At 56.9% G+C, this 25,995-nt stretch carries 26 protein-coding genes; 5 read left to right on the forward strand and 21 right to left on the reverse strand.

The window, feature by feature from the left end:
* Nucleotides 1-11 precede the first annotated feature (11 nt).
* A complete protein-coding gene (locus tag AC1QQ2_RS04965) occupies nucleotides 12-542 on the forward strand; it encodes an adenine phosphoribosyltransferase (RefSeq protein ID WP_479712304.1) in 531 nt (176 codons plus the stop codon).
* A 6-nt stretch (nucleotides 543-548) separates the two neighbouring features.
* Here AC1QQ2_RS04965 and AC1QQ2_RS04970 read toward each other — a convergent pair whose 3' ends face one another.
* Complete coding sequence (locus AC1QQ2_RS04970; protein WP_479712331.1) at nucleotides 549-1,859, reverse strand: ATPase; 1,311 nt, start codon at nucleotides 1,857-1,859, stop codon at nucleotides 549-551.
* A 124-nt stretch (nucleotides 1,860-1,983) separates the two neighbouring features.
* Here AC1QQ2_RS04970 and AC1QQ2_RS04975 point away from each other — a divergent pair, with 124 nt between their 5' ends.
* On the forward strand, nucleotides 1,984-3,585 hold the full coding sequence (locus AC1QQ2_RS04975; RefSeq protein WP_479712305.1) for a hypothetical protein: 1,602 nt from the start codon (nucleotides 1,984-1,986) through the stop codon (nucleotides 3,583-3,585).
* On the opposite strand, the gene AC1QQ2_RS04980 is transcribed toward AC1QQ2_RS04975, so the two are convergent.
* The 13 genes from AC1QQ2_RS04980 to AC1QQ2_RS05040 form a co-directional block, all read right to left on the reverse strand.
* Nucleotides 3,586-4,077, reverse strand: a complete 492-nt coding sequence (locus AC1QQ2_RS04980) for a prepilin peptidase (protein WP_479712306.1) — start codon at nucleotides 4,075-4,077, stop codon at nucleotides 3,586-3,588.
* Complete coding sequence (locus tag AC1QQ2_RS04985) at nucleotides 4,077-4,928, reverse strand: tetratricopeptide repeat protein (RefSeq protein WP_438987857.1); 852 nt, start codon at nucleotides 4,926-4,928, stop codon at nucleotides 4,077-4,079. Before AC1QQ2_RS04985 ends, AC1QQ2_RS04980 begins: the two co-directional genes overlap by 1 nt.
* A 27-nt stretch (nucleotides 4,929-4,955) precedes the next feature.
* Complete coding sequence (locus AC1QQ2_RS04990; protein ID WP_479712307.1) at nucleotides 4,956-5,507, reverse strand: tetratricopeptide repeat protein; 552 nt, start codon at nucleotides 5,505-5,507, stop codon at nucleotides 4,956-4,958.
* Between the two features lie 8 nt (nucleotides 5,508-5,515).
* On the reverse strand, nucleotides 5,516-6,487 hold the full coding sequence (locus tag AC1QQ2_RS04995; RefSeq protein ID WP_105234245.1) for a type II secretion system F family protein: 972 nt from the start codon (nucleotides 6,485-6,487) through the stop codon (nucleotides 5,516-5,518).
* Between the two features lie 12 nt (nucleotides 6,488-6,499).
* The gene (locus AC1QQ2_RS05000) at nucleotides 6,500-7,468 is read right to left on the reverse strand and encodes a type II secretion system F family protein (protein WP_067550742.1); all 969 of its coding nucleotides are present in this window, start codon (nucleotides 7,466-7,468) and stop codon (nucleotides 6,500-6,502) included.
* A gap of 5 nt (nucleotides 7,469-7,473) precedes the next feature.
* Complete coding sequence (locus AC1QQ2_RS05005) at nucleotides 7,474-8,931, reverse strand: TadA family conjugal transfer-associated ATPase (protein WP_105234244.1); 1,458 nt, start codon at nucleotides 8,929-8,931, stop codon at nucleotides 7,474-7,476.
* Between the two features lie 11 nt (nucleotides 8,932-8,942).
* Entirely contained in the window at nucleotides 8,943-10,193 is a 1,251-nt protein-coding gene (locus AC1QQ2_RS05010; protein WP_479712332.1) for a CpaE/TadZ family protein, read from the reverse strand.
* 209 nt (nucleotides 10,194-10,402) lie between these two features.
* Nucleotides 10,403-11,059, reverse strand: coding sequence for an OmpA family protein (locus tag AC1QQ2_RS05015; protein WP_479712308.1), 657 nt, complete (start codon nucleotides 11,057-11,059; stop codon nucleotides 10,403-10,405).
* A gap of 22 nt (nucleotides 11,060-11,081) precedes the next feature.
* On the reverse strand, nucleotides 11,082-12,443 hold the full coding sequence (locus AC1QQ2_RS05020; protein ID WP_479712333.1) for a type II and III secretion system protein family protein: 1,362 nt from the start codon (nucleotides 12,441-12,443) through the stop codon (nucleotides 11,082-11,084).
* A gap of 234 nt (nucleotides 12,444-12,677) precedes the next feature.
* Nucleotides 12,678-13,544: a Flp pilus assembly protein CpaB gene (gene cpaB, locus AC1QQ2_RS05025; RefSeq protein WP_438987543.1), complete on the reverse strand. Its 867-nt coding sequence runs from the start codon at nucleotides 13,542-13,544 to the stop codon at nucleotides 12,678-12,680.
* Between the two features lie 205 nt (nucleotides 13,545-13,749).
* Nucleotides 13,750-13,935: a Flp family type IVb pilin gene (locus AC1QQ2_RS05030; RefSeq protein ID WP_479712309.1), complete on the reverse strand. Its 186-nt coding sequence runs from the start codon at nucleotides 13,933-13,935 to the stop codon at nucleotides 13,750-13,752.
* A gap of 28 nt (nucleotides 13,936-13,963) precedes the next feature.
* On the reverse strand, nucleotides 13,964-14,149 hold the full coding sequence (locus AC1QQ2_RS05035) for a Flp family type IVb pilin (RefSeq protein ID WP_067550747.1): 186 nt from the start codon (nucleotides 14,147-14,149) through the stop codon (nucleotides 13,964-13,966).
* Between the two features lie 37 nt (nucleotides 14,150-14,186).
* A complete protein-coding gene (locus tag AC1QQ2_RS05040; protein WP_479712310.1) occupies nucleotides 14,187-14,372 on the reverse strand; it encodes a Flp family type IVb pilin in 186 nt (61 codons plus the stop codon).
* A 325-nt stretch (nucleotides 14,373-14,697) separates the two neighbouring features.
* Between AC1QQ2_RS05040 and AC1QQ2_RS05045 the strand changes: the two genes are divergently transcribed.
* Nucleotides 14,698-15,597, forward strand: a complete 900-nt coding sequence (locus tag AC1QQ2_RS05045) for a lytic transglycosylase domain-containing protein (RefSeq protein WP_479712311.1) — start codon at nucleotides 14,698-14,700, stop codon at nucleotides 15,595-15,597.
* 2 nt (nucleotides 15,598-15,599) lie between these two features.
* On the forward strand, nucleotides 15,600-17,027 hold the full coding sequence (locus tag AC1QQ2_RS05050; RefSeq protein ID WP_479712312.1) for a UbiA family prenyltransferase: 1,428 nt from the start codon (nucleotides 15,600-15,602) through the stop codon (nucleotides 17,025-17,027).
* A gap of 10 nt (nucleotides 17,028-17,037) precedes the next feature.
* On the opposite strand, the gene AC1QQ2_RS05055 is transcribed toward AC1QQ2_RS05050, so the two are convergent.
* The 6 genes from AC1QQ2_RS05055 to topA all read right to left on the reverse strand — a co-directional run bounded on the left by AC1QQ2_RS05055 (nucleotide 17,038) and on the right by topA (nucleotide 24,238).
* A complete protein-coding gene (locus tag AC1QQ2_RS05055) occupies nucleotides 17,038-17,772 on the reverse strand; it encodes an SDR family NAD(P)-dependent oxidoreductase (protein ID WP_479712313.1) in 735 nt (244 codons plus the stop codon).
* A complete protein-coding gene (locus AC1QQ2_RS05060) occupies nucleotides 17,769-19,058 on the reverse strand; it encodes an FAD-binding oxidoreductase (RefSeq protein WP_479712314.1) in 1,290 nt (429 codons plus the stop codon). The genes AC1QQ2_RS05055 and AC1QQ2_RS05060 overlap by 4 nt, the downstream gene beginning before the upstream one ends.
* A gap of 4 nt (nucleotides 19,059-19,062) precedes the next feature.
* Nucleotides 19,063-20,055 (reverse strand): lysylphosphatidylglycerol synthase transmembrane domain-containing protein, encoded by a 993-nt coding sequence (locus tag AC1QQ2_RS05065; RefSeq protein ID WP_479712315.1) that lies wholly within the window; start codon nucleotides 20,053-20,055, stop codon nucleotides 19,063-19,065.
* Between the two features lie 113 nt (nucleotides 20,056-20,168).
* A complete protein-coding gene (locus AC1QQ2_RS05070; RefSeq protein ID WP_479712316.1) occupies nucleotides 20,169-20,798 on the reverse strand; it encodes a 3-oxoacid CoA-transferase subunit B in 630 nt (209 codons plus the stop codon).
* The gene (locus AC1QQ2_RS05075) at nucleotides 20,798-21,502 is read right to left on the reverse strand and encodes a CoA transferase subunit A (protein ID WP_479712317.1); all 705 of its coding nucleotides are present in this window, start codon (nucleotides 21,500-21,502) and stop codon (nucleotides 20,798-20,800) included. Before AC1QQ2_RS05075 ends, AC1QQ2_RS05070 begins: the two co-directional genes overlap by 1 nt.
* A 147-nt stretch (nucleotides 21,503-21,649) precedes the next feature.
* Nucleotides 21,650-24,238 carry a type I DNA topoisomerase gene (gene topA, locus AC1QQ2_RS05080; protein WP_479712318.1) on the reverse strand — a complete coding sequence of 863 codons (2,589 nt, stop codon included), beginning with the start codon at nucleotides 24,236-24,238 and terminating at the stop codon, nucleotides 21,650-21,652.
* 158 nt (nucleotides 24,239-24,396) lie between these two features.
* On the opposite strand from topA, the gene AC1QQ2_RS05085 reads away from it, so the two are divergent.
* The gene (locus tag AC1QQ2_RS05085) at nucleotides 24,397-24,831 is read left to right on the forward strand and encodes a hypothetical protein (protein ID WP_479712319.1); all 435 of its coding nucleotides are present in this window, start codon (nucleotides 24,397-24,399) and stop codon (nucleotides 24,829-24,831) included.
* On the opposite strand, the gene dprA is transcribed toward AC1QQ2_RS05085, so the two are convergent.
* On the reverse strand, nucleotides 24,828-25,958 hold the full coding sequence (gene dprA / locus AC1QQ2_RS05090) for a DNA-processing protein DprA (protein ID WP_479712320.1): 1,131 nt from the start codon (nucleotides 25,956-25,958) through the stop codon (nucleotides 24,828-24,830). The two genes, AC1QQ2_RS05085 and dprA, sit on opposite strands and share 4 nt — an antisense overlap.
* Nucleotides 25,959-25,995: the final 37 nt, after the last annotated feature.

A 25,995-nucleotide genomic window follows, 5' to 3' on the forward strand; every position in this document is an offset into this window, starting at 1 on the left:
CAGAGGCCGATATGAAAACCGTCAAGGATTACATCCGCACCATTCCCGACTTCCCGCACGAGGGCATTATGTTCCGTGATGTGACGACGCTGTTTAGCGATCCGCGTGGTCTGCGGTTGGCGATTGATCAGCTATTAGAGCCCTATGTCGGCCAGAAGATCGATAAGGTGATCGGGCTTGAGGCGCGTGGGTTTATCCTCGGCGGTGCGGTCGCGCACCAGCTTGGCGTTGGGTTCGTGCCCGTGCGGAAAAAGGGCAAGCTGCCGGGTAAAACGCTCTCGCAAGATTACAAACTCGAATACGGCGAAGCGACGGTTGAGATCCATGAGGACGCACTCGAAGCAGGCGAACGCGTGCTGATTGTGGATGACCTGCTGGCCACGGGTGGCACCGCCGTTGCGGGGATCAAGCTGGTCGAACAGCTCGGCGCGCAGGTCGTGTCTTGCGCCTTTGTTGTCGACCTTCCCGAACTTGGCGGGCGCAAGGTGCTGACCGATATGGGCCTCAACGTGCACACGATTTGCGATTTTGAAGGGGCGTAACGCCCCTTATTTCACGATCACTTCGTCCTTTACGAACAGGTTGGCCCATGCGCGGTCAACCAGTTCAGGGGTCATGTGATAGTGCAGGCCTTCGAATTCGCAGATCGAAATAATCTGGTCGATCAAGAATCCAGGTTGGTAGTTCGCATAGGTATTCTCGATCGTCGGGTATTTGTTTTTCAACAGATGAACCAATGACGCCTCATCCAGCGGCATCCCCTTTTTCTTTGCGATCATGGCAAAGATTTTGAGGAAGTCCTGTTTGTTCGGCCCGTCGATCTTAATCTTGTAGAAAATCCGCCGCAGCGCCGCTTGGTCAAAGATTTCGTTCGGGTGGAAGTTGGTCGAAAAAATCACGAGCGTATCGAACGGCACCTCGAACTTCTCACCCGATTGCAGCGCCAGAATATCGCGGTTTTCCTCAAGCGGAACGATCCAACGGTTTACCAGCTTTTGCGGTGGGTCTTCCTGACGGCCAAGGTCGTCGACGATAAACACGCCACCCGTCGCCTTGAGCTGAAGCGGCGCCTGATAGGTCCGCGCCACTGGGTTATAAACGAGGTTCAGCATGTCGAGCGACAGTTCACCGCCCGTGATAACCGTGGGGCGTTCACATTTGACATACCGCGAGTCGAATTTACCCGACGTGCGGCGGATGGCGTTCGGATCGTCCAAATCCTCTTCGGCTGCGGAATGCACGATGGGGTCATAAACGGTGATCACCTGCCCCGCGTATTCAATCGCACGCGGTACGTAGATTTTATCGCCCAGCGCGTCCCTGATACCGTTCGAGATCGACGACTTACCGTTCCCCGGAGGGCCATACATGAGAATCGAACGGCCCGCAGAAATCGCAGGCCCCAATTCGCCGATCAGCTTCGGCGGTAGGATCAGATGCCCCATCGCCGAAGTCAGACGATCACGGGTCATTTGCAGGTTACGGATCGACTGGCGCTTCACCTGTTCAGCGTAAACGGCCATCGGAACGGGCATCGCACCGTAGTATTCCGATTGGGTCAGCGCCTCTAGCGCCCGCGCCTTGCCCGCGTCGGTCAATTGGTAGCTCAACTCGCCCGCTGAATTGGGGCTCAGCATCCCGAGGGTTTCGATAAGCCGTTGAGAACGAGCAATTTCGATCAGTTCCTGCGTCACAGGGATCGGCAAACAAATGACCCGCGCAATGTCAGAGACGATGGTCATATTTGTGCGGAACATCGACTTGATCATGATGTCGCGCATCATGACAATAGGCAGTTGCATCCCTTCCAATGACTTGGGGGCGGGTGGTGCCATGACAGCGTTCACTTGCATATTCATCGTCGTGCCTGTGTCGTATGGGCCGCGCTGCCTGATCCAGTCAACTGGCGCTTGTAATCCTTGTGAGAAATACATGACGGGGTATTGTGGCCAAAAAATGGACAAACCATTGAAAGAGATGGGCATGAGACAGGCAAACCGGACTTCGGTCTTTATCGTATTGATGGCAGCGATCCTCGCTTTGGGTGGCATGGCCATCGCAAAGGGCGGGTTTTACCTCAGCAAGCACGAAGGTGACACGCTCCATATGGTGGAGATCGTGTCGCGCATGGCCGCTGGGCAATTGCCCCATATCGATTTCATGACCCCCATCGGCGCCTTGGCCTTTGCGCCCATCGCCCTGTTCAAGGCAAACGGGTTCGGCATCGGGGTGTCTGTCCTTTGGGCGCAAGTCCTCATGGCCTTGGCGTTCGTGTTGCCCACCTTCTGGGTCGCAATCTCGCGTTTCCCGCGACTTCTCGCGGCACCTTATGGTTTTGTCGTAATGGTGTTGATCCTCGCCCTCGTCCATGGCGAGGCAGAGAGCGGCGTCTCGATCTCTATGCATTACAATCGTTGGGCATGGGCGGCGGCCTATGTCGCGATCCCTGCCGCGCTCTTTGTGCCGCAATACGCCCGCAACAGCCTGTTTGACGGGATTATCATCGGCTTGATGCTCAGCGTGATGGCGATGATCAAAGTGACCTACTTCGTCGCCTTCGCCCCTGTGATCGTCATAGCCCTGTTGATGACGGGTCAACTGCGGGCCTTTGGCATCGCGATCCTGACAGGGTTGGGTGTCGTCGCGATCCTCACCGCTTGGATGGGGATCGGGTTCTGGCTGGCCTACGTTGCGGATTTGCAGACCGTGGCCGGTTCCGCCAATCGTGCCGCGCCGGGTTTGCCACTGGACTCGATCCTTGCCGCGCCCGCCTACGAAGGGGGAACCATCGCCGCGATTGCTGGCGTGATTTTCCTTCGCCGTGCTGGGGCGAACGCCGCTGGAATGGGACTCCTCTTGCTGATCCCTGGGTTCATTTACGTGACCTATCAGAATTTCGGCAACGATCCGCAGTGGCTGTTGCTGATGGCGTTCATCCTCCTCGCCCATCGTCCCGACCAAGGCGACGAACGCGCCACGATCACAGGCATTGCGCTCATGTCGATTGCATTCGCAACGCCATCCTTCCTGAACCTCGCCTATAGCCCGTTTCGGCATTTCAACGCGGATGTTGAACGCTTTACACCTCTAATCTCGGGCACCTCTGACAACGCGGACCTCTATACCCTGACCGCCCGTGCGATCCGCGTTGATGCGACCGTTGCTTTGGATACCGATGGCCAGCCCTACGCGACATGGCAGGAACAATCGGGCCGTGACGAACCCGCTTCATTCAAAGGGGAAACCTTCGGGAATTGTGCGCTCGACAGTGGGATCACGGCATACTTCACCGATATATCGGCTGATTTGACCGAAGCAGGATATCAGGGGGCAAAACTGTTCGCTGCCGACTTGTTGAATTCGTTCTGGCTCTACGGAGGGTTCGAACCGCTCACCGGCGGTGCGCCTTGGTATTATGGCGGGCTAAGTGGGTTTGCCGATGCCCAGTATCTGATCGTGCCGCTCTGCCCTCTGTCGGTCGAGGCCCGTGAATTGATCCTGACGGAAATCACTGAGGCAGGCGCGGACGAAACCCTCACCGAAGTGCGCCGCACACCACTCTATGTGCTGTTCGAAAAGGGCTGATCAGCCGAAAACGATGGGCCACGCGAGGTAGCAAATCAGCGTGGTCCCAAGCGGCAATCCCATCGGGAACCGTTTGCCTGTCGTCCAGCTTTCCCAATCAGGCACCATGCGGCGAATGGGGCTGTGACGGGCGATACGGTGCACGACAAACCCAGCAAGCGTGCAGCCCGCCAGAATATACATAACCATCACCGCGTCGCCAAAGGCCACGAACGGTGCGGCGGCGGCGATGAACTTTGCGTCCCCTGCCCCCATCGCGCCCGCTGCATTCGCGACAATGCCAATGACCAACATCACCGCGAGGTGCGACCAGCGCCACGCCCAGTCTTGGACGCCAAAGGCAATGAGGCCGAACACAGCAAACACACCAACCAAAGCGATCACGGACCAGTTGGGGATCTTCATAGCCCGCATGTCATTCCACGCGACATAGAGGCAGATCGGCAAAACGGGCGGCAAAAGCCACAGCGCCTGAGAAGCGGTTAGGATCATCAGTTCACTACATTATCTTCTAGCGCCCGAAGCGCCCGAACAGCCGCTTCGAAGTGTTGGGGGTGGGTATCAATCGCTTCGCGCAACAGGCCCTTGGCCATCGTCACGTCACCCTGACGAACAGCCGACAGGGCAAGGGTGTGCAAGAGCTGCGCACGCTCTGTCTGCGACATCTGGATGACAGGCAGATCATAGTTCCGCTGCGCACCACGAGCCAGAACGAGGTTATTTTTCGCGGTGAACATCGTCGGGTCATGACGCAGCGCATCTGCAAACAAACGTTCCGCGCCAGCATAATCGCCACGGGTCAGCTTGGAAAAGCCCCAGTTGTTCAACGCGCCCGCGGGACGGGTCGTCAGGCCCACGGCGGTTTCATAGAAACTATCGGCGCGGTCCCATTCTTGATTGCTGTCCGCAACCATGGCCTCGAGCCGATACCGCTCAAACGTCTCATAGGTCGGCGGGATCGCATCTAGAACCTTCTCCGCCTCGGACCATTGATCCGCACGGATCAACGCATCGGCATACCCGACCTTATCTTCTGATGTGACCTCTGCATGTTCGATCACAGCTTTCCAAGCGGTCACAGCATCCTCTGGACGGCCTGCACGGACCAGTGACTTTGCCAAACCGCGCAGGAAATCGATCCGACCAGGGTCATTGGCATTGGCGCGTTGGAAATATGCGACGGCCTCGTTCGGGTCGCCGACGGTCAGCATCACGTCGTTGAGGTTGGTTTCGTCAATGACGTTCACATCTTGCATGGCGCGCGCCACTTCGGCTTCGCCATCTTTGACACAGCCCGATAGAGCCGTGGCGCCCAAAAGGGCGATGAATAGGGTCTGGCGCATTGCCTGCGTCCTTACTGCTCTGCCGTTCTAGATATCCGACAAGAGGAGGAAATCGCCTGTTCCCCGTCGGACAAGTTGGAACGTTTCATTATCGTTGGGATCAACATACGCGGAATTATCCCGTTTTGCGAGTGCCAAGCGCAGGTTGTCGCGGATCATGTCGGAATTCCCATTGTCCGTTGCATAGGCGATACGGAACACTTCTGCGGCCTCGTAAACCTCGCCCCGCTCCATCAAAACAACGCCGAGGTTGTTCCAAGCCGCAGCAAAGGTTTCGTCCTCTTTGGTGGCGCGGCGCAACAGCTCTTCGGCTTGTCCGAGCCTTCCCAGCTTGAGGTTTGCAGAGCCCAGCGCAGAGAGCGTGTCGACGTTTAACCCCTGCTGACCCGCCGCCCGCATATAGGCCCGCAGCGCCAATTCGTATTCGCCTGCCTCCAGCAAACGGTGCCCAACGATCAGCCCGTCTATGTCGGATTCCCCCGCGACACCCGGGGCATAAACCCCGTCACCACGGTTTAGGCCGCCCGTGTCACAGGCGGCCAAAGCAATTAGCGATGCAATCAAAAGGATAACGCGCATGGTGCGTGTTAGTTACCACCCATGCTCATGAAAGTCATGATGCCGTAGACCGAGGGGCCAATGAGAATGATCAACAGTGGCGGAACGGTCAGCATCATCGTCGCGAGCGTCATCTTGGTCGGCAGGGTGTTGGCCTTTTCTTCGGCACGCATCACACGTTTATCCCGCATCTCACCAGCATAGACCCGCAGCGCTTCGGCAATGGAGGTACCGAACTGTTGCGACTGGATCAGCACGGTCACAAACGAGTTCACGTCAGGCACACCGCAGCGTTCCGCCATATCGCGCATCACTTGGGTACGGTCTTTACCAGCTTTTAGCTCATAGCTGACGATCTCGAACTCTTCGGCCAGCTCAGGGAAACCTGCACGCAATTCACGCGCCACCCGCAAAATCGCTTGGTCCAGCGACTGACCCGCCTCAATACAGACCAACAGCATGTCGAGGCTATCAGGAAAGCCATTCACAATCGCATCCTGACGTTCAGCCTGACGGCGTGTCACCCAGTATTTCGGCGCCATGTAACCAACAGCACCCGGAATAAGGATTGCCAGCATCGTGTCTTGGGTCGAGGGATCACCCGTTTGGGTTTTCAGGATTGCATAGGCAACACCAGCGATCAGCGCACCGATGCCCAACGCGAATTGGAAGAAGTAGTAGACGCGAACGGCGTTCTTTGTCCGATAGCCGGCTTGCAGAAGTTTCAGCTGGATCGCAGAAAATTCGTCTTCGTTCTGCGGCTCTAGGAAGTTGGAGTATTTCTCGAGCTTGTCCTTGCCCGTCCCCTGACGCAGCTTTGCCTTTTGACGGCCAGCGTCATGGCTACGCGCAGATTGCTTTAGCCGATCAAGCGGATCCTCACGCTTTTGCACGATCATCGGGATCGCTAAGAGCATCAGGATCATAACGATCCCAGCGACCAGATAGAGCGGGCCATAGGCGCCGAATTTATCCGTCAGTAGGTCCAGAAGTGCAGTCATATCAACGCCCCCTTACACTTTGATATTCACGAGCGCGCGCATCACAAAGAGGTTCGCCGCAAGGAAGCCAGCCACAATCAGACAGCCAGGAATAAAGGCCGCCGTGTCTTTCACGCCGTCGTAGTAGTCCGGCTTTGCCACGTTGATCAGCAACAGCGCAGCCAGCGGGAAGCCCGACAGGAACATGCCCGACCATTTGGCCTCAGCCGTGATCGCCTTAACACGGCGGAAGAGTTTGAAACGTGCGCGGATCACCTTGGCCAAACCTTCGAGGATTTCAGCGAGGTTACCACCCGATTGTTGCTGGATCGTTACCGCCACCGCGAGGAAGCGCAAATCCTGCATATCAATGCGTTCAGCCATGGTTTTCAGGCTCTCACCCATGTCGCGCCCATAGGCGGCTTCATCGGCGATCATGCCCATTTCCGTGCCCAGCGGGTCTGCAACTTCTTTGGCCACGATATTCACAGCAGAGGCAAACGGGTGCCCAACGCGCAGCGACCGCACCATCAGTTCAACCGCGTCCGGCAGTTGTTCTTCGAGCAGGGAAATCCGTTTCTTGGCCTTGCCGTTCACCCAGACATAGACACCACCGATACCCATTGCGGCCGCCATCGCTGCACGCACAGGGGTGCTCGCCGAGGTGCCGACAGAGAGCGCGATAAAGGACGCAACGCCCAGCACACCCATGATCATGATCAATTGCACAGGGGTAAACGCGATGTTCGCCTTCTGCGCCTTCTGGGCCAGAAGCGAATACAGCGGGATTTGCTGCGACTTGATGTGTTGGGTCATCTCCTTGCGGAGCTGTTCCAAAACCTGCTCACGGTTCGCGCCGCGCTCCATCAGGGCCAAACGGCGGTTCACGCGGCTGTTCAGGCTGATCGATTTGCCAAATACCGTGAGGTAGAGGCCTTCGACCAGAACGAGGACAGCGACGAAAACGATGCCGTAGATTAGCGGTTCAGCAGAGAGGACCATGGCTATTACTCCGCAGCGTAGGGTTCAAAGATGGACGACGGCAGGTCATAGCCCCACAGGCGGAACCGTTCGGCAAAGTGCGAACGCACGCCAGTGGCGGTGAAGTGACCGATGATTTTGTTGTCGGGTGTCAGACCAACACGCTGGTAGCGAAACACCTCTTGCATAGAGATAACGTCGCCTTCCATGCCTGTGATCTCGGTGATGGAGGTCATGCGACGCGAACCGTCCTGCAGACGCGACGCCTGCACGATCAAGTTCACAGCCGATGAAATCTGGCTACGCACCGCTTTGATCGGCATCTCAATACCAGCCATCGCGATCATGTTTTCCAGACGCGACACGCCATCACGGGCAGAGTTGGCGTGGATGGTGGTCATCGACCCATCGTGGCCCGTGTTCATCGCCTGAAGCATGTCGATAACCTCTTCACCACGGGTCTCACCCACGATGATACGGTCAGGACGCATCCGCAGTGCGTTGCGCAGACAGTCGCGCTGGGTCACAGCACCCTTGCCTTCGACGTTCGGCGGGCGGGATTCCATGCGGCCCACGTGGGTTTGTTGCAACTGAAGTTCTGCCGTGTCTTCGATCGTCAGAATACGTTCACTGTCATCGATGAAGGACGATAGCGCGTTCAGTGTCGTTGTCTTGCCTGAACCCGTACCACCCGACACGATGACGTTCAGCCGGGTCGCAACGGCAGCTTGAAGATAGGCGGCCATTTCTTCGGTAAAGGCACCGAATTTGACCAAGTCATCAATCGCCAGCTTTTCCTTTTTGAACTTACGGATCGAAACGAGCGACCCATCCACCGCAATCGGACCAACCATCGCGTTGAAACGCGAGCCATCAGCCAAACGGGCGTCCACATAGGGGTTAGATTCATCGACGCGACGACCCACAGCGGACACGATTTTGTCGATGATCCGCAGGAGGTGTTTTTCATCCTTAAATGTGATGTCGGTCAGTTGCAGTTTACCTGCACGTTCCACGAAAATCTGTTTCGGACCGTTCACGAGAATATCGTTCACGGTGTCGTCTTTCAGAAGCGCCTCAAGCGGGCCAAGGCCCGTCACTTCGTCATACAAATCTTGGCTGAGCTGAAGCCGCTCTTCACGGTTCAGAACCAGACCTTTTTCTTCGAGAGTTTCCGCGGCAATCGCGTTGATTTCCTGACGCAGATCGCTCTCGGTCGCTTTTTCCAGCGCCGCGAGGTTCAGGTTGTCCAAGAGCGCCTTGTGTAGTTCGAGCTTGATCTCGGACAGGCGTTCCTTGCGCTTTTTCTCACGGTCGTCAGGGATGACCTGCGCGCTGGTCGTTGGCGCGGGGCGACGTAGTGATTTCGGAGCTTCGGGCAATGGCGAAGACGGCGCGGCGCTCGGCTCTATCGTCTTACCTTTGATCGCGGCCAAACGGGCAGCCGGCGCAGTTCCGCTCGATTTTTTATACTTCGAAAACATTCTGCGCCTCCTTATCCGTGTGCCGCATCAGCGTCGGCGGTGTTGTGTTTGTGAACCGACAGAGCCAGCTTTGCGATTTCTTTGCGCAGCGGGTTTTTCGCAGCGGTTTCGGACAGTGGCGCACCGTGGTCGTTCGCTTGGGTGACGATTTTTCCGCCATCAGGCAGTTGCACCTCGATCGAGATACCGAGGCTCTCGGCCATACGTTTGACGCGGGCTTTGCCGTTCAAATCGGTGAACTTCGGCGCGCGGTTCAGCACAAACCGCAGTTTTTGGAACGGCAGTTCCTCGGCTTGCAGGGCGCGTTTCAGACGAAGCGTGTTTTGGGCGCTGCGCATGTCGAGTTCGGTCAGTGCGAAATAGACATGTGCCGCCTCAAGAACGGACTGCGACCACTCCACCATCACGGGCGGCATGTCGATCACCACATAGTCAAAGTTTGTCCGTGCCAGTTCGATCACCCGCTCGATATCGTCGGGTGTCACGATGTCCATCGGCACCAGATCCGCAGGGGATGTCAGCACATAGAGTTTGCTTTCGAACGGCAAAAGCGCCTGCATAAACGAGTCTTCGTCCATCGCTTCGGTATCGCTGAGCATTTCGAGCACAGCTTCGCGGCGCGGCATATCGAGGAAGGTCGAGACCGATCCGAACTGCATACCGAAATCCAAAATCACCACGCGCGGCGGGTTCTTTTTGTCGATGTTCGCCAATTCCCAGGCAAAGTTCACGGCAAAGGTCGTCGCGCCGACGCCACCCGCCATGCCCTGAACAGGGATCACGACGCCAGAGCGGTCGCCCGTCGCTTTGAGCGTGTTACGCGGTTCTTGGGCTGATGGCGGTGCAGGTGGTTCTTCGGCGAGAACGCGATCAATCGCTTGGGACAGTTCGCCTTCGGGCAACGGATAGGGGATGAATTCGTCACCACCCTCGCGCAGCAACTGGTGCAGGGCTTTTGGGCTCACGTCCTCGGCAATCAGAATAACCTTGAGACCCTTTGCCTTTGCAGCGGCGATCACGTTGGAAATCAGACCAAGGTCGCCTTCGTCCTGCGCATTCAGCGCCACGGCAATAAATTCGAGAGTGTCCGCATCGGGCTGATCCAAGAACGCCAAAGCGTCCTCAAACCCAAGATCACCCCAGCGTTCGCCCAAGGCGTCTTCCATATCCTCGATCAAGAGATCAAAGAACTGAACATCACGACTGACCGTGCAGGCGACGATCGGCTGCGGTTCCGTCTGCATGACTGCCATTTGACCCATTTTCGTTTCCTTCGTCTCGTCGATTGGCGGCGATACGATCCGCCACATACCCCCCTCAGATTCGCCGAGGGACTACTTCTTTCGGACATTCATCACCCCCAATCGTGTCCAGAATTGGGCCGAAAGGATGCAATTGTGCGGAAATGAGAGACGATAAACAAAAAAGGAGGCGAATTGTTCGCCTCCTGTTTGTGTTGATTTTGGTAACGTTACCGCTCGGTTGAAATCTCTGAACCAGAGATACCAGACAACTGAGTCGAGGCTGCAGCGCTGCTGACATACTCGCGGAAGATCACATCGGCGTAGCGGCCATCCATGATCATTTGGTTGCTTTCGACAAAGCCCGACACTTCGGTCACTGTGCGGCGGTTTGCACGCTCGCGACCCTCGGTCACGATCAAAGGCTGTTCTTCACCATAGGAAACGACAGCCTCTAGACGCGAACGGTCGATGCCTTGGGATTGGAAGTAGAGAACGACGGCCTCTGCACGACGCAGACCCAAACGACGGTTCGACGCGGTCGAACCGACGAGGTCGGTATGGCCGTAGACCTTGAACCGGACTTCGGGGAACTGTTTGATAAAGTCTGCTTGCGCACGCAGCACGGCGCGGGCCTGTTCATCCAAAGCGGTCGAGTTGAAGTCGAAGTTGATCATCGTCGGAACTTCGGCCTCGAACCGGCGGTTCAGGTTGGTCGCATAAGAAATCGCGCCCGTATGAACCACAGTGTTGTTCATCGTGGCCAGACCAAAGGTGCCCGTATCCACGAGCGACCCCGCCTCACGATAAGATGCCATGACAGAGGCGTTCTGGCCGCAGGCCGTCAACGCGCCACATGCAGCGATCAGAATTGCGATCCGTTTCATGTCTGCCCCCGCCTTCATGCCATTAATCCAGAACGTAACCGTAAGAACCCGAGAAATCCTGACGTGCCACTTCGCCCGCAGGGCCAGTGGTCGGCGTGCCAGTGACACGGCCCATTAGGAACAAATCACGCTCGGACGGAAGCGGAACACGGTCCGTCGGCAGCGCGAGCGCTTCGCCACGGGTCGGTGTCACCAAATGCGCAGTCACGATAATAACCAACTCTGTCTGCTGGCGTTCGTAATCCGCACTGCGGAACAAAGCGCCGAGCACTGGAATATCACCAAGCCATGGCACCTGCTTGTTCAGGTCACGGAAATCGTCAGACATCAGGCCTGCGATCGCAAAGCTTTCGCCGTCGCGCATCTCAACCGTGGTCGAGGTTTCGCGCTTACGGAACGCATCAATGGTAAAGCCGTTTGCGGCGGTATAGCTGTTCGACGGGTCAATGCTTGATACCGCAGCATTGAGTTCGAGGTTGATCGCGTCGCCATCCAGAACACGGGGCGTAAAGTTCAGCTCAACACCGAAAGGTTTGAATTCAACGGTGATCTGGCCATCTTTTTGGCTGATCGGAACGGGGTATTCGCCACCAGCAAGGAACCGCGCCTCTTGCCCAGACAGGGCCGTCAGGTTCGGTTCGGCCAAGGTGCGCACAACGCCTCGTTCTTCCAGCGCTTCGAGCAACAGACCCACTTCGAGGCCGCCCGCGTTAAAGCCGAACAGGACCGCGCCAGCTGCTTCGCCACCGCCGATAGTCGTGCCAGTTGCACCGCCAACAGCCGTGACAGCCGTATTCAAAGAGTTCGAGCCGCCAAGAACGCCAACGTTTCCACCCGAAATGCTGCCCTGCATCCCCAAGGACGACGACAGCGATTTCGCAACAGTGCGCTGCATTTCAGCAAAACGGACGCGCAGCATAACTTGCTGGGTGCCGCCCACGCTCATCAAATTCGACACGCGTTCAGGTGCATAACGTTCAGCCAGTTCCAACGCGCGTTCCATCCGCGCAGAAGAGGTCACAGTGCCCGACAAAACGATCCCGTCGTTCGCAGTGCGAACTTCAATCGTTTCACCCGGAAGGATCTGTTCCAGCCGTTCTTTGAATTCTGTGATGTCAGGGGTGACCTGCACTTCAACGTTCGTGATCAGTCGACCATCCGCGCCCAAGAGGGTCAGCGTGGTCCGACCGGGCTCTTTGCCCAGTACATAAATCGTACGATCAGAGAGCGATGAAATGTCCGCGATCCCAGGGTTCGCGATCGACAATTCGGTAAAGGGAGTGTCGCTTTCGACAACAACTGCGCGGTTCATCGGAACCTGTAGCGCGCTCGACGGTGCGCCGCGCATCACCTGCAATGTTTCAGCCACGCCAACCGATGGCATTGCTGCGAATGCCAAAGTAAGGCTGGTCAGTGCCGCCGTGATAATACTTTTACGTGTCATTGTGACCTGCCTCTTGGATCACGCCCGTTATCGGGTCTATTGCCCGTATTTTCCTGCAGACTGCGCTGAAAAAGCATTTTTTGCAAGAATCAATACGTTGCGAGGCAAATTTTATGTGGGACTTGAGCAACAGACCCATGTCCCACGACAACGCATCAGGGTTGTAGAACCGTGTTAGTCGGTGCAGGGGATCGGGATTTCGACCACGTCACCGCCACGACGCGTGCGCACGGTGCAAACCTTTTCCTCGACCACTTCGGGTTCAGGTTCAGGAGCTGGCGCCGCTTCGATACCGAGCAACGTGTTCTGATCCACAACAACCGGAGCCGCGATGGTTTCGTCAAACGCACCCACAAGCGACAACATCAGGCTGCCCGTCGATTGCGCCTGAGCCAAGGCCGCAACCTGCTGCGGTGTGGCCTCAACCGTCACAGTGCGGGCAACAGTGCCAGTGTTCACCGATCCATTGATAATCTGGTCAATCGCGATGATTTTCAGGCTCGATTGGATCAATTGGGTCACGTCAGTGGTGCCCATATCGCCCACATTCATGGCTCGACCTGTCCAATAGACGTCAACACGGTCGTTCGGACGCAACAACCCCGAAACGCCCGATGCCACGTCGACGCGAATGGCAAACGCGCGCATTCCGGGCTGCAAAAGCGAAGTAATGCCAGCATCACCGCCTGGCTCTGTCACTTTAACCGCCAAAACGGGTTCGAGCGGTTCCATCTGGCGCAGAACAACGCGGGGTTCGTCGGCGCCGTTGGGGAACAATTCTTCGATCGTGCGGAACACACCTTCGGGCAAGAAGGGTTCCGCATAGAGGATCATGCCCACATCGTCAGGGGTCAGCGTGGCGCCATAGGGCACCATTTCTTTGACGGCGACGACCTCAATGGTGGGGGCACGTGCGGCGATTGCGGCCCGTTCGGCTGCACGGACTTGTTCTTGTTCGTCGATATAGCCCTTGACCATAAAGACGGCAAAGCCCGCGAGGCCAAGACCAATCACCAGAACCAAACCAAATACTGATCGCATGTTTTTACCCTCTGCCGCCTCAAGCTGCGTCGATCCAACGTTTTCTTAGTCTATCACTCGCAGGAAAATGCGGCGATTTGTGGACAAACTATAGTTATTGATCGTTTTATTATCGAATTCAGAGACAATCGCTAGTGGTCATACCCCTGAAACGATTTTGACCGCCCCTACGTAAGGGACGGTCAGTAATTTTAAGGCACCAAGATCAATAGTATTGATCTGCGAGCTCTGACATCTGGCTAGACATCTTATCGCCCATGGCCGTTTGGTGTTCCCCAGTCGTCGAGACAATCGAGATCCCAAGTCCCACCAATGCCGCGGCCAATACAACCCAATCAACGGTTACGGCACCTTCTTCATCCTGGCGTAGTCTTTTAAACCAAGTTGTCATGTCGAGGCTCCGCTAACCTGGGATGATCTTAGTAGGTTGCGTCTTTTTGTGCGGACAGCATGGTCGACATCTTGTCGCCCATTGCAGTGGTGCCGCCCGATACGGACGAAATTACTGCGATGCCGATACCTACGAGAGCTGCGGTCAGAACAACCCAGTCAACAGTTACTGCGCCGTCTTCGTCGTTGCGGAAGTTTTTGATGAAGTTAAGCATGATACGCTCCAGAATTTCTTTGATGATTAAATAAGGATTAGTAGGTTGCGTCTTTTTGCGCAGACAGCATGGTCGACATCTTGTCGCCCATTGCAGTGGTGCCGCCCGATACGGACGAGATAACTGCAATGCCGATACCTATGAGAGCAGCGGTCAGAACAACCCAGTCAACAGTCACAGCACCGTCTTCGTCGTTACGGAAGTTTTTGATAAAGTTCAGCATGTCGGTCCCTCCTCAGGGAAATGTAATCGCTCAGTTTTCAGTTCCTTGCGGGGGTGTTTCTCACCAGCCTCTCTGGTTCGTTTCCCGCTTTGGATGAGATGATATAGCCATCCGAATGGGGCGGGATTTGGGCAGCTTTGGTGCAATTTCTGTCCATATGAGATTTTTTAATACGAAAGTTATAAGTGACTGATTAATAAGGTATAAAAGGTTAAATTTTATATACTTTAGGGTATTCTGCCCCTGAAAATACTCTACAATTAGGCTCACTCATGGCCATTGTTCCTCCTTTAGGTAGCAATTGGACAGATTTTCTGCGATAGATTTGAAAAAAGCAGAGGCAGGGCAGACCCGCATGACGCGGCGCTTCGCAATCATTTTCAGTTTGGCGACTCTTTTGGCGTCCTCGGCTTTGGCCGAGTCGAACCGTTTGCAGCCCGACTTTACCTTTAGGCGAGCCACCGCGCCGCCCGTTGGCACAACCACAAATCGTATCAATGTGCAGATCGACCCCGCAGCGCCGCGTGCGCCCAGCGCGCCATCTGCACCCGCCGCCGCAGGTGAGGCCGCGATCCCTACGACGCGCACCCCTGCCCCGTCATCGAACCCGATTGAAGGTGCCGTTCCGCAAACAGGAACCCTCGATTGGTTTTGGGAGGCCGTGCCCCCTACCCTCGATGCCACCGCACCTGGACGATTGATCCTTGCCCTTGATGCAATGGCCAAAGCCCCCGAAGGCGAAGCCGTCACAGAACCTCGCCTCTCCGCTCTGCACCAGATTGCCGCTGCCCATGGCAAAGACATTATGATCAACACGATTGATACAAATGTCTCGCCCGCGCTGGCCTTGGCCGTAATCGCAGTTGAAAGCGGAGGCGACGCCAGTGCTGTGAGCCGTGTTGGAGCACAGGGCCTCATGCAACTCATGCCAGCGACCGCCGAACGGTTTGATGTGCGCAACAGCCTCGACCCATCGCAAAACATTCGCGGCGGGATTGCTTATCTCGACTGGCTCATGTCCGAATTTGACAACGACCCAATTCTTTTCATCGCAGCATATAACGCAGGCGAAGGCGCGATCCGTGACAGCAACGGCGTCCCGAACTTTGCCGAGACCCGCGCCTATGTGCCCAAAGTGCTGTCCGCATGGAAAGTGGCACGCGCGCTCTGCGTCACACCGCCAGAGCTAATGTCGGATGGCTGCGTCTTTAATCTAGGGGACTGACTTTGACCGATTCAAAGCCACTTGTGCTGGATATCGACGGCACGCTTTTGCGCACTGATATGTTGTTCGAAAACGTCTGGGCGGGTCTGGGCACAGATCCGATCCGAACGATCAAAGCGGGCGCATCGCTCTTTCGCAACCCCGCACGTCTGAAAGAGGCCGTATATAATATAGCCGACATTCGCGTAGACTTGCTGCCCGTGAACACCGAGGTTCTAGAGTATGCAAAGGCCGCCCAAGCCGACGGTCGTGAAGTAATCCTCGCCAGTGCGTCGGACGAACGACTGGTTAAGGCGCTTGCCGATCATCATGGGTTCGACGGGGCCATCGGCTCCAAAGACGGTCACAACCTCAAAGGCGCGAACAAAGCCGCCGCATTGGTCGAACGCTACGGCAAGGGTGGGTTCGATTATGCAGGCGACGATTCATCTGACACGGCGATTTGGGATGTGGCGGATAAGGCAATCATTGTGGGAACCGCAGGCGGAGCCGCCGCACGTTACCCGTCCGAGAAGGTGACGACCTTTGACGCGCCGCACAAATCTTCCGAAGCCATTCGCGCCATGCGTCCGCATCAGTGGGTCAAAAACGTCCTGCTATTCCTGCCCATGATTGCCGCCCACCAATTCGGGCTGTCGTCCTTTGGCCTGATCATCCTCGGCATCATGGCGTTCTCGGCGGCTGCATCCTGCATCTATATCGTCAATGACCTGCTCGACCTCGAAGCGGACCGCCTCCACGTCAAGAAATGCAAACGCCCATTCGCCGCAGGCACGGTGCCGATTAAAACGGGCATGATGATCTGCGCGGGGCTTGGGGTCTTTGCACTAGGCCTCGGCGCGTTCCTCGGCATCGCCTTCTTTGGCGTCGTCGCGCTCTATATGATTTTGTCGCTCGCTTATTCGCTGAAACTCAAACGGATGCGCTGGATCGACATTTTCACGCTCGCATCGCTCTACACGATCCGCGTGGTGGCTGGCGCAGCGGCGAGCCGTGTTGACGCCTCTATCTTTATGTTGATCTTCATCTTCCCGATCTTTGTCACCCTCGGCTGCGTAAAGCGTTTGACCGAACTGACGCTTGCCACCAACGATGATCGTCTTCCGGGGCGCGGGTATGGCCGCCCAGACAGACCAGACCTGTTAAACGTCGGCATTCTGGGGATGATCGGGGCGCTTGTGATCTTCTTCCTCTACTCGTTCAGCGAACAAGCGCGGATGCTCTACCCGTCCCAATGGCTCCTGTGGGTTGCGCTGATCCCGATTGCGGCATGGCTGAACCGCATGGTGCGTCTGGGTTGGTATGGAAAGCAGGACTACGATCCAATTGTTTTCGCCCTCAAGGACAAACGCGGGATCGGTCTTTTGCTCATCACTCTGTCGCTGATGTTCTACAGCGCAGGGCTCTGGCAAAAATGGTTCGGGTTCTGAGGGGCAGCCCTCAGAACGACAGTTTCTTAAAGATCGGTTCTGGGATCAGCTTGATCACGGTCATGATCGGGAACCAGATTTTCGCGGTGTAAATCACGTTCCGCTTTTTCTGAACGCCCTTAAGGATGTCCTCCACCGCCGCCTCTGGCGTGGTCATCGCAGGCATTTTCATGCCCCACGTCATCGCTGTATCGACGGGGCCAGGTTTTACCGTCATCACATGAACACCCTTCCGGCCCATGCGGTTACGCAGACCAGACAAGTAGGTCGTAAAGCCAGCCTTTGCCGCTCCGTAGACGTAGTTGTTCAAACGCCCACGATCACCCGCAACAGAGCTGATCCCGACGACAACGCCTTGTTCGCGAACCTCCATCACAGGAGCCAGCAGGGTGAGGAACCGCGCAGGACCCGTGAAGCTGTCAGTGACAACGCCATCTATCAAGGACGGATCAGCGTCGATCTCGGCCTGATCGGGCATAGAGCCAACGAACACCGCGCAATGGATCGTACCTTCGAGGCCCTTGGCTGCCTCGATCACAGCGTCAAAGGTTGCCGCATCGCGCATGTTGATCGGCATGACGGTTGCCTCAGGCGCACCACGCACCGTCGCGTCCGCAGCGGTCGCCTCCATATCAACGATGTCACGTCCGCATAGAATGAACGCAGCGCCAGCCTCGGCTTGCTTACGGATGAAGGCGCGGGCGATGGCGGATGTCGCGCCTAAGATGATCCAAGTATCGGTCATTTTGCACCTCGTAGGTTCAAGCGGCGGGTCATGTCGGTTTCAAAACGGTGATCAGGATCGGCTTCGTTCACAGCTTCTGACCACTCCGAATGTTCGGGATACATGGATTTGATGACGGTTCCTGATGCGAGGCTATCTTTGGCCAGATAAACCCGACCGCTAGCCGCATCCGTCAGGCTGATTAATTCCGCGATCAGTTCAGCAGCCGCATCGCGTGCGGGGAAATCAACGGCGAGCGTATAGCCCTCCATCGGGAAGGACATGTAACCGCCCCGCCCCGCGCCCATGCGTTTCAAAACGGCTAAAGGGGAAGCCAGACCAGAAGACGCAATCGCGCTCAGCATGGATTTGAGCGCATCCACTTGGGCCAAGGGAACGACGCACTGAAACTGGTGAAAGCCACGTTTGCCATAGAGACGGTTCCAATCGTGGATTTTGTCGAGCGGGAAAAAGAAATCCTCAATGCTGCGATCAACGGTGCGGCCCTCGGCAGGGACACGGCGATAGTAGGCTTCGTTGAAGGCCTTTACAATTGGCGATGAGAGCGCAAAATTCGGCGCATCAAAGGGCACCTTTTTCGCCCCTTTCGGAGCGGAATAGTCACCGCCGCCAACCTCAGCCTCTTCGACGATGCCGCGACCCAGCGCATCACCTTTGGCCGTCGCGTCAATCCAACCCACGCAATAGGTCGCCGTGCTCGCGTCCAGCATCTCAATGTGCTGGTCCCAGTTTTGCACACGGCGTTCGGTAACGCGCATTTGGCCGACAGTGATCGGCTTCAACCGAAGCTTTGCTGACAGGATCACCCCCGTTTGCCCCAAACCGCCAATCGTGGCTTTCCAGATCACCTCATCGGCTGGGGTAATGACCCGCACTCCATCAGCGCCGAGCAGCGTAATTTCGGTCACATGCTGACCAAACGATCCTTCGTTATGGTGGTTCTTGCCGTGCACATCCATGCCAATGGATCCACCGACTGTAGCAAACCCTGTGCCGGGCATCACGGCGGGCATATAGCCTTTGGGTGCGAAAATCCGTGCCAAAGTGGCGACGGTGCAGCCCGCCTCGACATGAACGATGTCACCGTCGAATCCGATGATCCGATCGAGCCGCGTCATATCCGTCGCTCGACCATTGTCGTTCAGCGCCGCATCGCCATAACTGCGGCGGTTGCCAATCGCTGGGCCTTGGGCTGTGACCGCAGCCCGACGTTCAGGGCGTGCAAGTTCACCATCAGCAGTCAGGGCGCGGCCCCAACCAGAATAAGTCGTTGTCTTCCAAAGCATCGTATCAAAGTGCCTGTTTTAAAGAATGTCGTTCAGCAAATGGGAACACCAATAGCCCCAACCCAATCGCAAACCAAAGGGTCGTCACACGAATAATTGCCGTCGCGGGCAGTGACGTTTCAAGCGGCACGCCCTGCATCGACAAGAGCGCGACCATCGCGGCCTCGGCCCCACCGACACCACCCGGTGCGCCCGTCAGCCCGCCTGCGAGGGTCGAGAAGGTGAAAATCGTTGCGGCCATCCAAAACCCAATGTCCGCACCCATCCACACGAGCAGAAGATGGAACGCATAACCTTCGGCAATCCAGCCCGTCAGGCCTAGAGCCAAAGTAATGATCACCGTTTTAGGGTCGGAAAATGCAGAAAGCGACCCTGCCGCACGCCGCACGCGGACCATCAAGCGAGGGAAAAATCCAGTTAGTCGGTAGGCAAATCCCGCCGCCCCAGCGAGGAGAGTTGGACGCGTGGCGATAAACGCAACCAACAACGCCGCAATCGCCACAGGCAGGCCAAACGCGATACCACCTGCGCCAAAGGACAGGCCCAGCGCCAGAATGATCGCCATTGCGGCCAAATCGCCCGCGCGATCCATCAGCACCAGCGGCGCGGTCCGTTCGACGGCCCAACCCGTTTCACGCTTGATCCAGCGCATTCGGATCAGTTCGCCTACCCGACCGGGGGTCACAGACATCGCGAACCCACCGATGAAGTGACGGAGGTCTTGGGCTAACGACGTCGGAAGGCCAATTTTACGCGCCATCACGTGCCAGCGGCTGCCGCGAAACACGTAGTTCACAAGGCTCAGCCCCATAAGCACGACGAATTGCAGAAAAGAGAGACGCGACAACTGGGCAATCGTTTCTTCCCAACCCGTCGCAAGAGCAAGCCCAGCCAAACCCGCAATGACAAAACCAAACAACCCCGCCAGCAGCGCGATGTCGCGCCAACGGCGGTGCGTGGTAGACCCTGTGTCTGGCAATCTATTTGTGCTGCTCATTGTCATTGGTCACAAAATAGCAACCGATTGGGGCCGAATTATGAAACCCAAGGCAATTTACGAAACAATTAACACACGCGAAAGAAGAAGGGCGCCCGAAGGCGCCCGTTCCCTTAGTCAACAATCGTCGCCTCGGTCGCGGCCCGAAGCTCTTCTTCGGTGACACCATCGGCGAGTTCGACGATCTTCAGGCCGCCTTCGACCACGTCCAGAACCCCGAGGTTCGAGATGATGCGGTCAACCACGCTCTTACCCGTCAGCGGCAAGGTGCACGCTTTCAGAACCTTCGATTCACCGTGTTTGTTGGTGTGATCCATCACGACAACAACGCGACCAACACCCGCAACGAGGTCCATCGCGCCGCCCATGCCTTTGACCAGCTTGCCCGGGATCATCCAGTTTGCGAGGTCGCCGTTCTCCGCCACTTCCATCGCACCAAGGATCGCCATCGCAATTTTGCCACCGCGGATCATTGCGAACGACTGCGCCGAGTCGAAATAGGCGGTGTGCGGCAGTTCGGTGATCGTCTGCTTGCCTGCGTTGATCAGGTCGGCGTCTTCTTCGCCCTCAAACGGGAACGGCCCCATGCCGAGCATCCCGTTTTCGGACTGAAGCGTCACTTCAACGCCATCGGGGATGTAGTTCGCAACGAGCGTCGGGATACCGATGCCGAGGTTCACATACCAACCGTCTTGAAGTTCTTGCGCGGCCCGCGCCGCCATCTGGTTACGATCCCACGGCATTATGCGGACTCCTTCTTGCGGGTGGTGCGCTGTTCGATACGTTTTTCGTGTGCGCCCTCGATGATGCGATGGACGTAGATGCCCGGCAGGTGGATCGCATCTGGATCGAGCGTCCCTGCTGGCACGATTTCTTCGACCTCCGCGACGCAGATTTTACCGCAGGTCGCGGCTGGCACGTTAAAGTTCCGCGCAGTTTTGCGGAAAATCAGGTTGCCCGTTGTGTCCGCTTTCCATGCCTTCACGATGGCGAGGTCGGCAAAGATGCCTTCTTCCAAGATGTAGGTTTGGCCGTTGAAGTCTTTGTGCTCTTTGCCTTCCGCGATCACGGTGCCCACGCCAGTTTTCGTGTAGAAACCGGGGATACCAGCGCCACCAGCGCGCATACGTTCGGCCAATGTGCCTTGCGGGTTGAACTCCAACTCCAACTCGCCCGACAGATACTGGCGCATGAATTCGGCGTTTTCGCCCACATAGGACGAGATCATTTTCTTCACCTGTTTGGTCTGCAACAAGATGCCGATCCCGAACTCATCTACGCCTGCGTTGTTCGATGCAAAGGTAAGGTCCTTGGTGCTTGCATCTTTGATCGCGTCCAGCAAAAGTTCGGGGATACCGCAGAGGCCGAAACCACCAGCCGCGATAAACATCCCGTCAAACAAAAGCCCATCAAGGGCCTCTGCTGCACTACCGTAAATCTTCTTCATTCTCTCCCCCTCTGGGTCCGTATGGGCCACTCTTGGCAAAGAGCCTCCCTCATCATGGCGGTTAGATTACTGAAAAAATCGCCGCTGTCCCGTGGTTTTTTCTGCACCTGCAAAAGAAAGCGGCGAGCCTTGGCCCGCCGTTCTGTGTCATTCGTCGCTAGCTGCTTTTTTCGCTGGCGCTTTTTTCGCTGTGGCCTTCTTGGCGGCGGGCTTTTTCGCTGCAGCCTTTTTCGCGGGGGCCTTGCGTTTCTTGCCAGACTTCGCGGCTTTTTCGTTCACCAGTTCAATCGCTTGTTCGACCGTCACCGTCTCTGGGTCTACATCTTTGGGCAGGGTCGCGTTGACTTTTTCCCATTTGATGTAGGGACCATAACGCCCCGACATGACCGCCATAGCACCACCATCTGGGTGATCACCAAGTTCCTTGAGCGGTTTCGCGGCTTCGCGGCCACCACGACCTGCCTTTTTCAGGGCGAGCACTTCGACGGCGCGGTTCATACCGATGTCAAAGACCTCATCGACCTCTTTGAGGTTCGCATAGGTCGTGCCGTGTTTCACAAACGGACCAAAGCGACCGATGCCTGCCTCGACCACAACACCATCTTCGGGGTGCGGGCCGATTTCGCGCGGCAGGTTCAGCAGCATCAGCGCCTTATCGAGGTCGATTGAGTCAGTCGTCCAGCCTTTGGGCAGGCTTGCACGCGGGGGCTTCGGGAAATCCTCAGAGGCTTCACCACGTTGGACATAGGGACCATAGCGACCATCGCGGAGCGAGATCGGATCGCCATCATCGTGACCCAGCAATTTGCCGTCAGGACCGATGCCCGTTTGCTCCATCCCCGGAGGGCCGAACGGACGGGTAAAGCGGCATTCTGGGTAGTTCGAACAGCCGATGAACGCGCCACCAGAGCGCGCCGTCCGCATGGACAGACGCCCAGCGCCACAGTTCGGGCAAGCACGCGGATCGCTGCCGTCCTCTTTGGCTGGGAAGAGATGCGGTTCGAGAACCTCGTTGATCTTATCAAGCACCTCGGTGATCCGAAGTTCGGACGTTTCTGCGATCGCAGCCGAGAAGTCTTTCCAGAACCGTTTCAGCAGGTCGTGGTAATCCACCTCGCCCGCCGACACCTCGTCGAGTTCGTTCTCAAGGCTCGCTGTAAAGTCGTACTCCACATACTTTTTAAAGTAGTTCGACAGGAAGACGGTGACCAAACGGCCTTTGTCCTGCGGGATCAGGCGGCCTTTATCCTTGGTCACATAATCGCGGTCCTGAATTGTGGTCACGATAGAGGCATAGGTGGACGGGCGACCAATCCCCAACTCTTCCATCTTCTTAACCAAAGTCGCCTCGGTATAACGCGGCGGCGGCTGGGTGAAGTGCTGCTCTGGCAGAACTTCTTTCTTATCGGTTTTGTCGCCAGCAGCGAGGAGCGGCAAACGTTTGTCGTCGTCATCCACAACGCTGTCGTCGCGACCTTCTTCGTAGACGGCGATGAAGCCTTCGAACAGAACGACCTGACCCGTGGCACGCAGGATGACCTGACCATCTGCCGAAGCAATATCGACCGTGGTGCGTTCCATTTGCGCGGCTGCCATCTGGCTCGCGATGGTGCGTTTATAGATCAGATCGTAGAGCTTCTGCTGATCCGCATCCGAGATTTTGACCTTTTCAGGCGACATAAACATATCCGTCGGGCGGATACATTCGTGCGCTTCCTGCGCGTTCTTCGCCTTGTTTTTATACATGCGCGGGCTGGACGGCAGGTATTTTTCGCCGAACTTTTCTTTGATCGCATCACGCGCGGCCATGACCGCCTCAGGTGCCATGTCGATACCGTCGGTACGCATGTAGGTGATCAGACCTGCCTCATACAAACGCTGGGCCGCGCTCATCGCTTGGCGAGCACCCATACCGAACTTACGCGAGGCTTCCTGCTGGAGCGTTGAGGTCATGAACGGCGGGGACGGATTACGGTTGGCGGGCTTTGCCTCAACCGACTGAACCGTCAGATCGCGGCTCGAAATCGCAGCGGCAGCCAGTTCAGCCTGTGCAGCCGTCGAAATATCGAATTTGTCGAGCTTTTTGCCTGCGAACGATGTCAGACGCGCCTCGAACTGCTGACCGCGCGGGTTCGCGAGAACAGCCTTAACGGTCCAGTATTCCTGGGGATTGAAGGCCTCAATCTCCATCTCGCGTTCAACGATCAGGCGCAGACAAACGGACTGCACGCGGCCTGCAGATTTAGAACCGGGGAGCTTGCGCCACAGAACTGGCGAGAGGTTAAACCCAACGAGATAGTCCAGCGCACGGCGGGCCAGATAGGCCTCAACCAGATGGGTGTCGACCTGACGCGGGTTTTTCATCGCTTCCGTCACGGCGTTCTTGGTGATCGCGTTGAATGTCACGCGGCTCACTGTCGTCGATTTCTTAATCGCGCGACGCGTGGTCAGGGTCTCTTGCAAGTGCCAGCTGATGGCTTCGCCTTCGCGATCAGGGTCGGTTGCGAGAATAAGAACGTCGTCGTCCTTGAGCGCGTCAGCAATCGCCTTAACGTGCTTTTTGCTATCATTCGCGACTTCCCATTTCATCTCGAAATTGGCGTCGGTATCGACAGAACCGTCTTTCGGAGGCAGGTCGCGGACGTGACCGTAGGATGCCAAAACCGTGTAGTCCGATCCAAGATATTTGTTGATTGTCTTGGCTTTAGCCGGGGATTCGACAACAACAACTGGCATGGGAACTCCGTAAGAAAAGGCTTCTGCGTATGGCGCGGCAACATGTGTGCTATCGCAGTGGAATGTCAATGCACCCATTTCTCACCCTTGATCAAGGTCATAGCGACACTGTCAAAATAACTTCAAACTAAGGTCTGATTGGTTAGGAGGGTATTTTGGTGACTTTCAAATTCGTCACGATGGCTGCACTTGTTGCTCTTCCGATTGGCGCGATGGCCGAGCAGATCTTTACTCCAGAACGTGGAACTAACCTCAGATCTGAGCTGATGAACACAGTCCGCCCCTATGCGGAGTCCGTGTTTGGCGCACCTGTTGAGTTCGTGGTGCACGACTTACTTGTTCAAGGCGATCACGCTTATGCGTGGCTGACGGCGCAGCGACCGGGCGGTGGGCAAATTGACCTAACCCGCGCACCCGCAGCCAAAGACATCATGTTCGGTGTGAACGACCACACCGATATAAATGTGTTCTATGAACGCAGCGGAGCGGGCTGGAAGGTCTACGACTGGGCCGCGTTTGCGACGGACGTTTGGTGGCAACGCAAGGACATTTGCGCGGGTTGGGGCGACCTGTTGGACTACGGTTGCAACTAAAGGCGCGACAACAACCCGCCAACATGTCGTTGGATCGCCCCGTCTAGTTCAAGAGCGATCAGCGCAGGCGCAATGAGGCTTGGCGCTGACTTCATGTCCCTGATCAACTGATCCTCCGCGATTGGCGATGGCCCGAGGCGCGACAGGATTTTCTTGTGCAGGGCCTTGCTGTCTTCAAAACTGCGCTGGGGCTGCGGGATCGGGGCGAGAGGCAATTCGGGCGCTTCTTCCACCAATGGCGTCAGGCCCGCGATCACGTCCTCGGCCCCACGGATCAACGTCGCACCGTCGCGGATCAGCGCGTTGCAGCCCCCTGCCCGCCCATCAAACGGATGCCCCGGAACAGCAAAGACCTCTCGCCCTTGGGCCAGAGCGTTTTCAGCAGTGATCAGACTGCCCGACTTCGCAGCCGCTTCAACCACGGCAACGGCGCGACTGAGGCCAGAGATGATGCGATTGCGTGCGGGGAAATGACGGGCTTGGGGTTGCAAGCCGATTGGTTGTTCGGACAGGCGCAGACCTTTGGCGCCGATGGCATGAAACAGTTCGGCGTTTTCGTTGGGATAGATAACATCAACGCCGCCGCCCAATACGGCAACGGTGCCCGCCTCAATCGCGGCATGATGCGCGGCAGCATCCACACCGCGGGCGAGGCCTGACACGACGACATAGCCTGCCGCCGATAAGTCCGCCGCGAGTTTCCGCGCCATCCGCGTGCCCAATGAGGACGCATTACGGGCACCGACCAGCGCGACCATCGGGCGAGTCAAAAGGGACGTATCGCCAACCGCCCAGAGGATCGGTGGGGCGTCGTCTAATGTAGCCAGTGACGCGGGATAGTCTGGATCGCCGAGGCACAGCATCCGCGCTTTGACAGCGCGGGCGGCTTTGAGTTCCGCGTGAATGACGCCTTCGGGACAGATCGCGTAATCGGTGACACCCGCTGCGCGCGCGACTTCTGGCAAAGCCTCTAGGGCGACCTCGGCAGAACCATGCTCCGCGATCAGTCGGTGAAATGTCGCGACACCGACCCGACGAGATCGCAGCAGACGGAGACGGTTAAACCGGTCGGCTTCCGTGGTGGGTGGGAGTGGGGGGTGAGTGGAAGAACGTGGGGTTCCGGTCATCCTGTGCTCCATCTGCTGCAGGATCGGAATACGCTCG

Origin of the sequence: Aestuarium sp. (genome assembly GCF_023253315.1) — a bacterium.
Taxonomy (GTDB): domain Bacteria; phylum Pseudomonadota; class Alphaproteobacteria; order Rhodobacterales; family Rhodobacteraceae; genus Marivivens; species Marivivens donghaensis.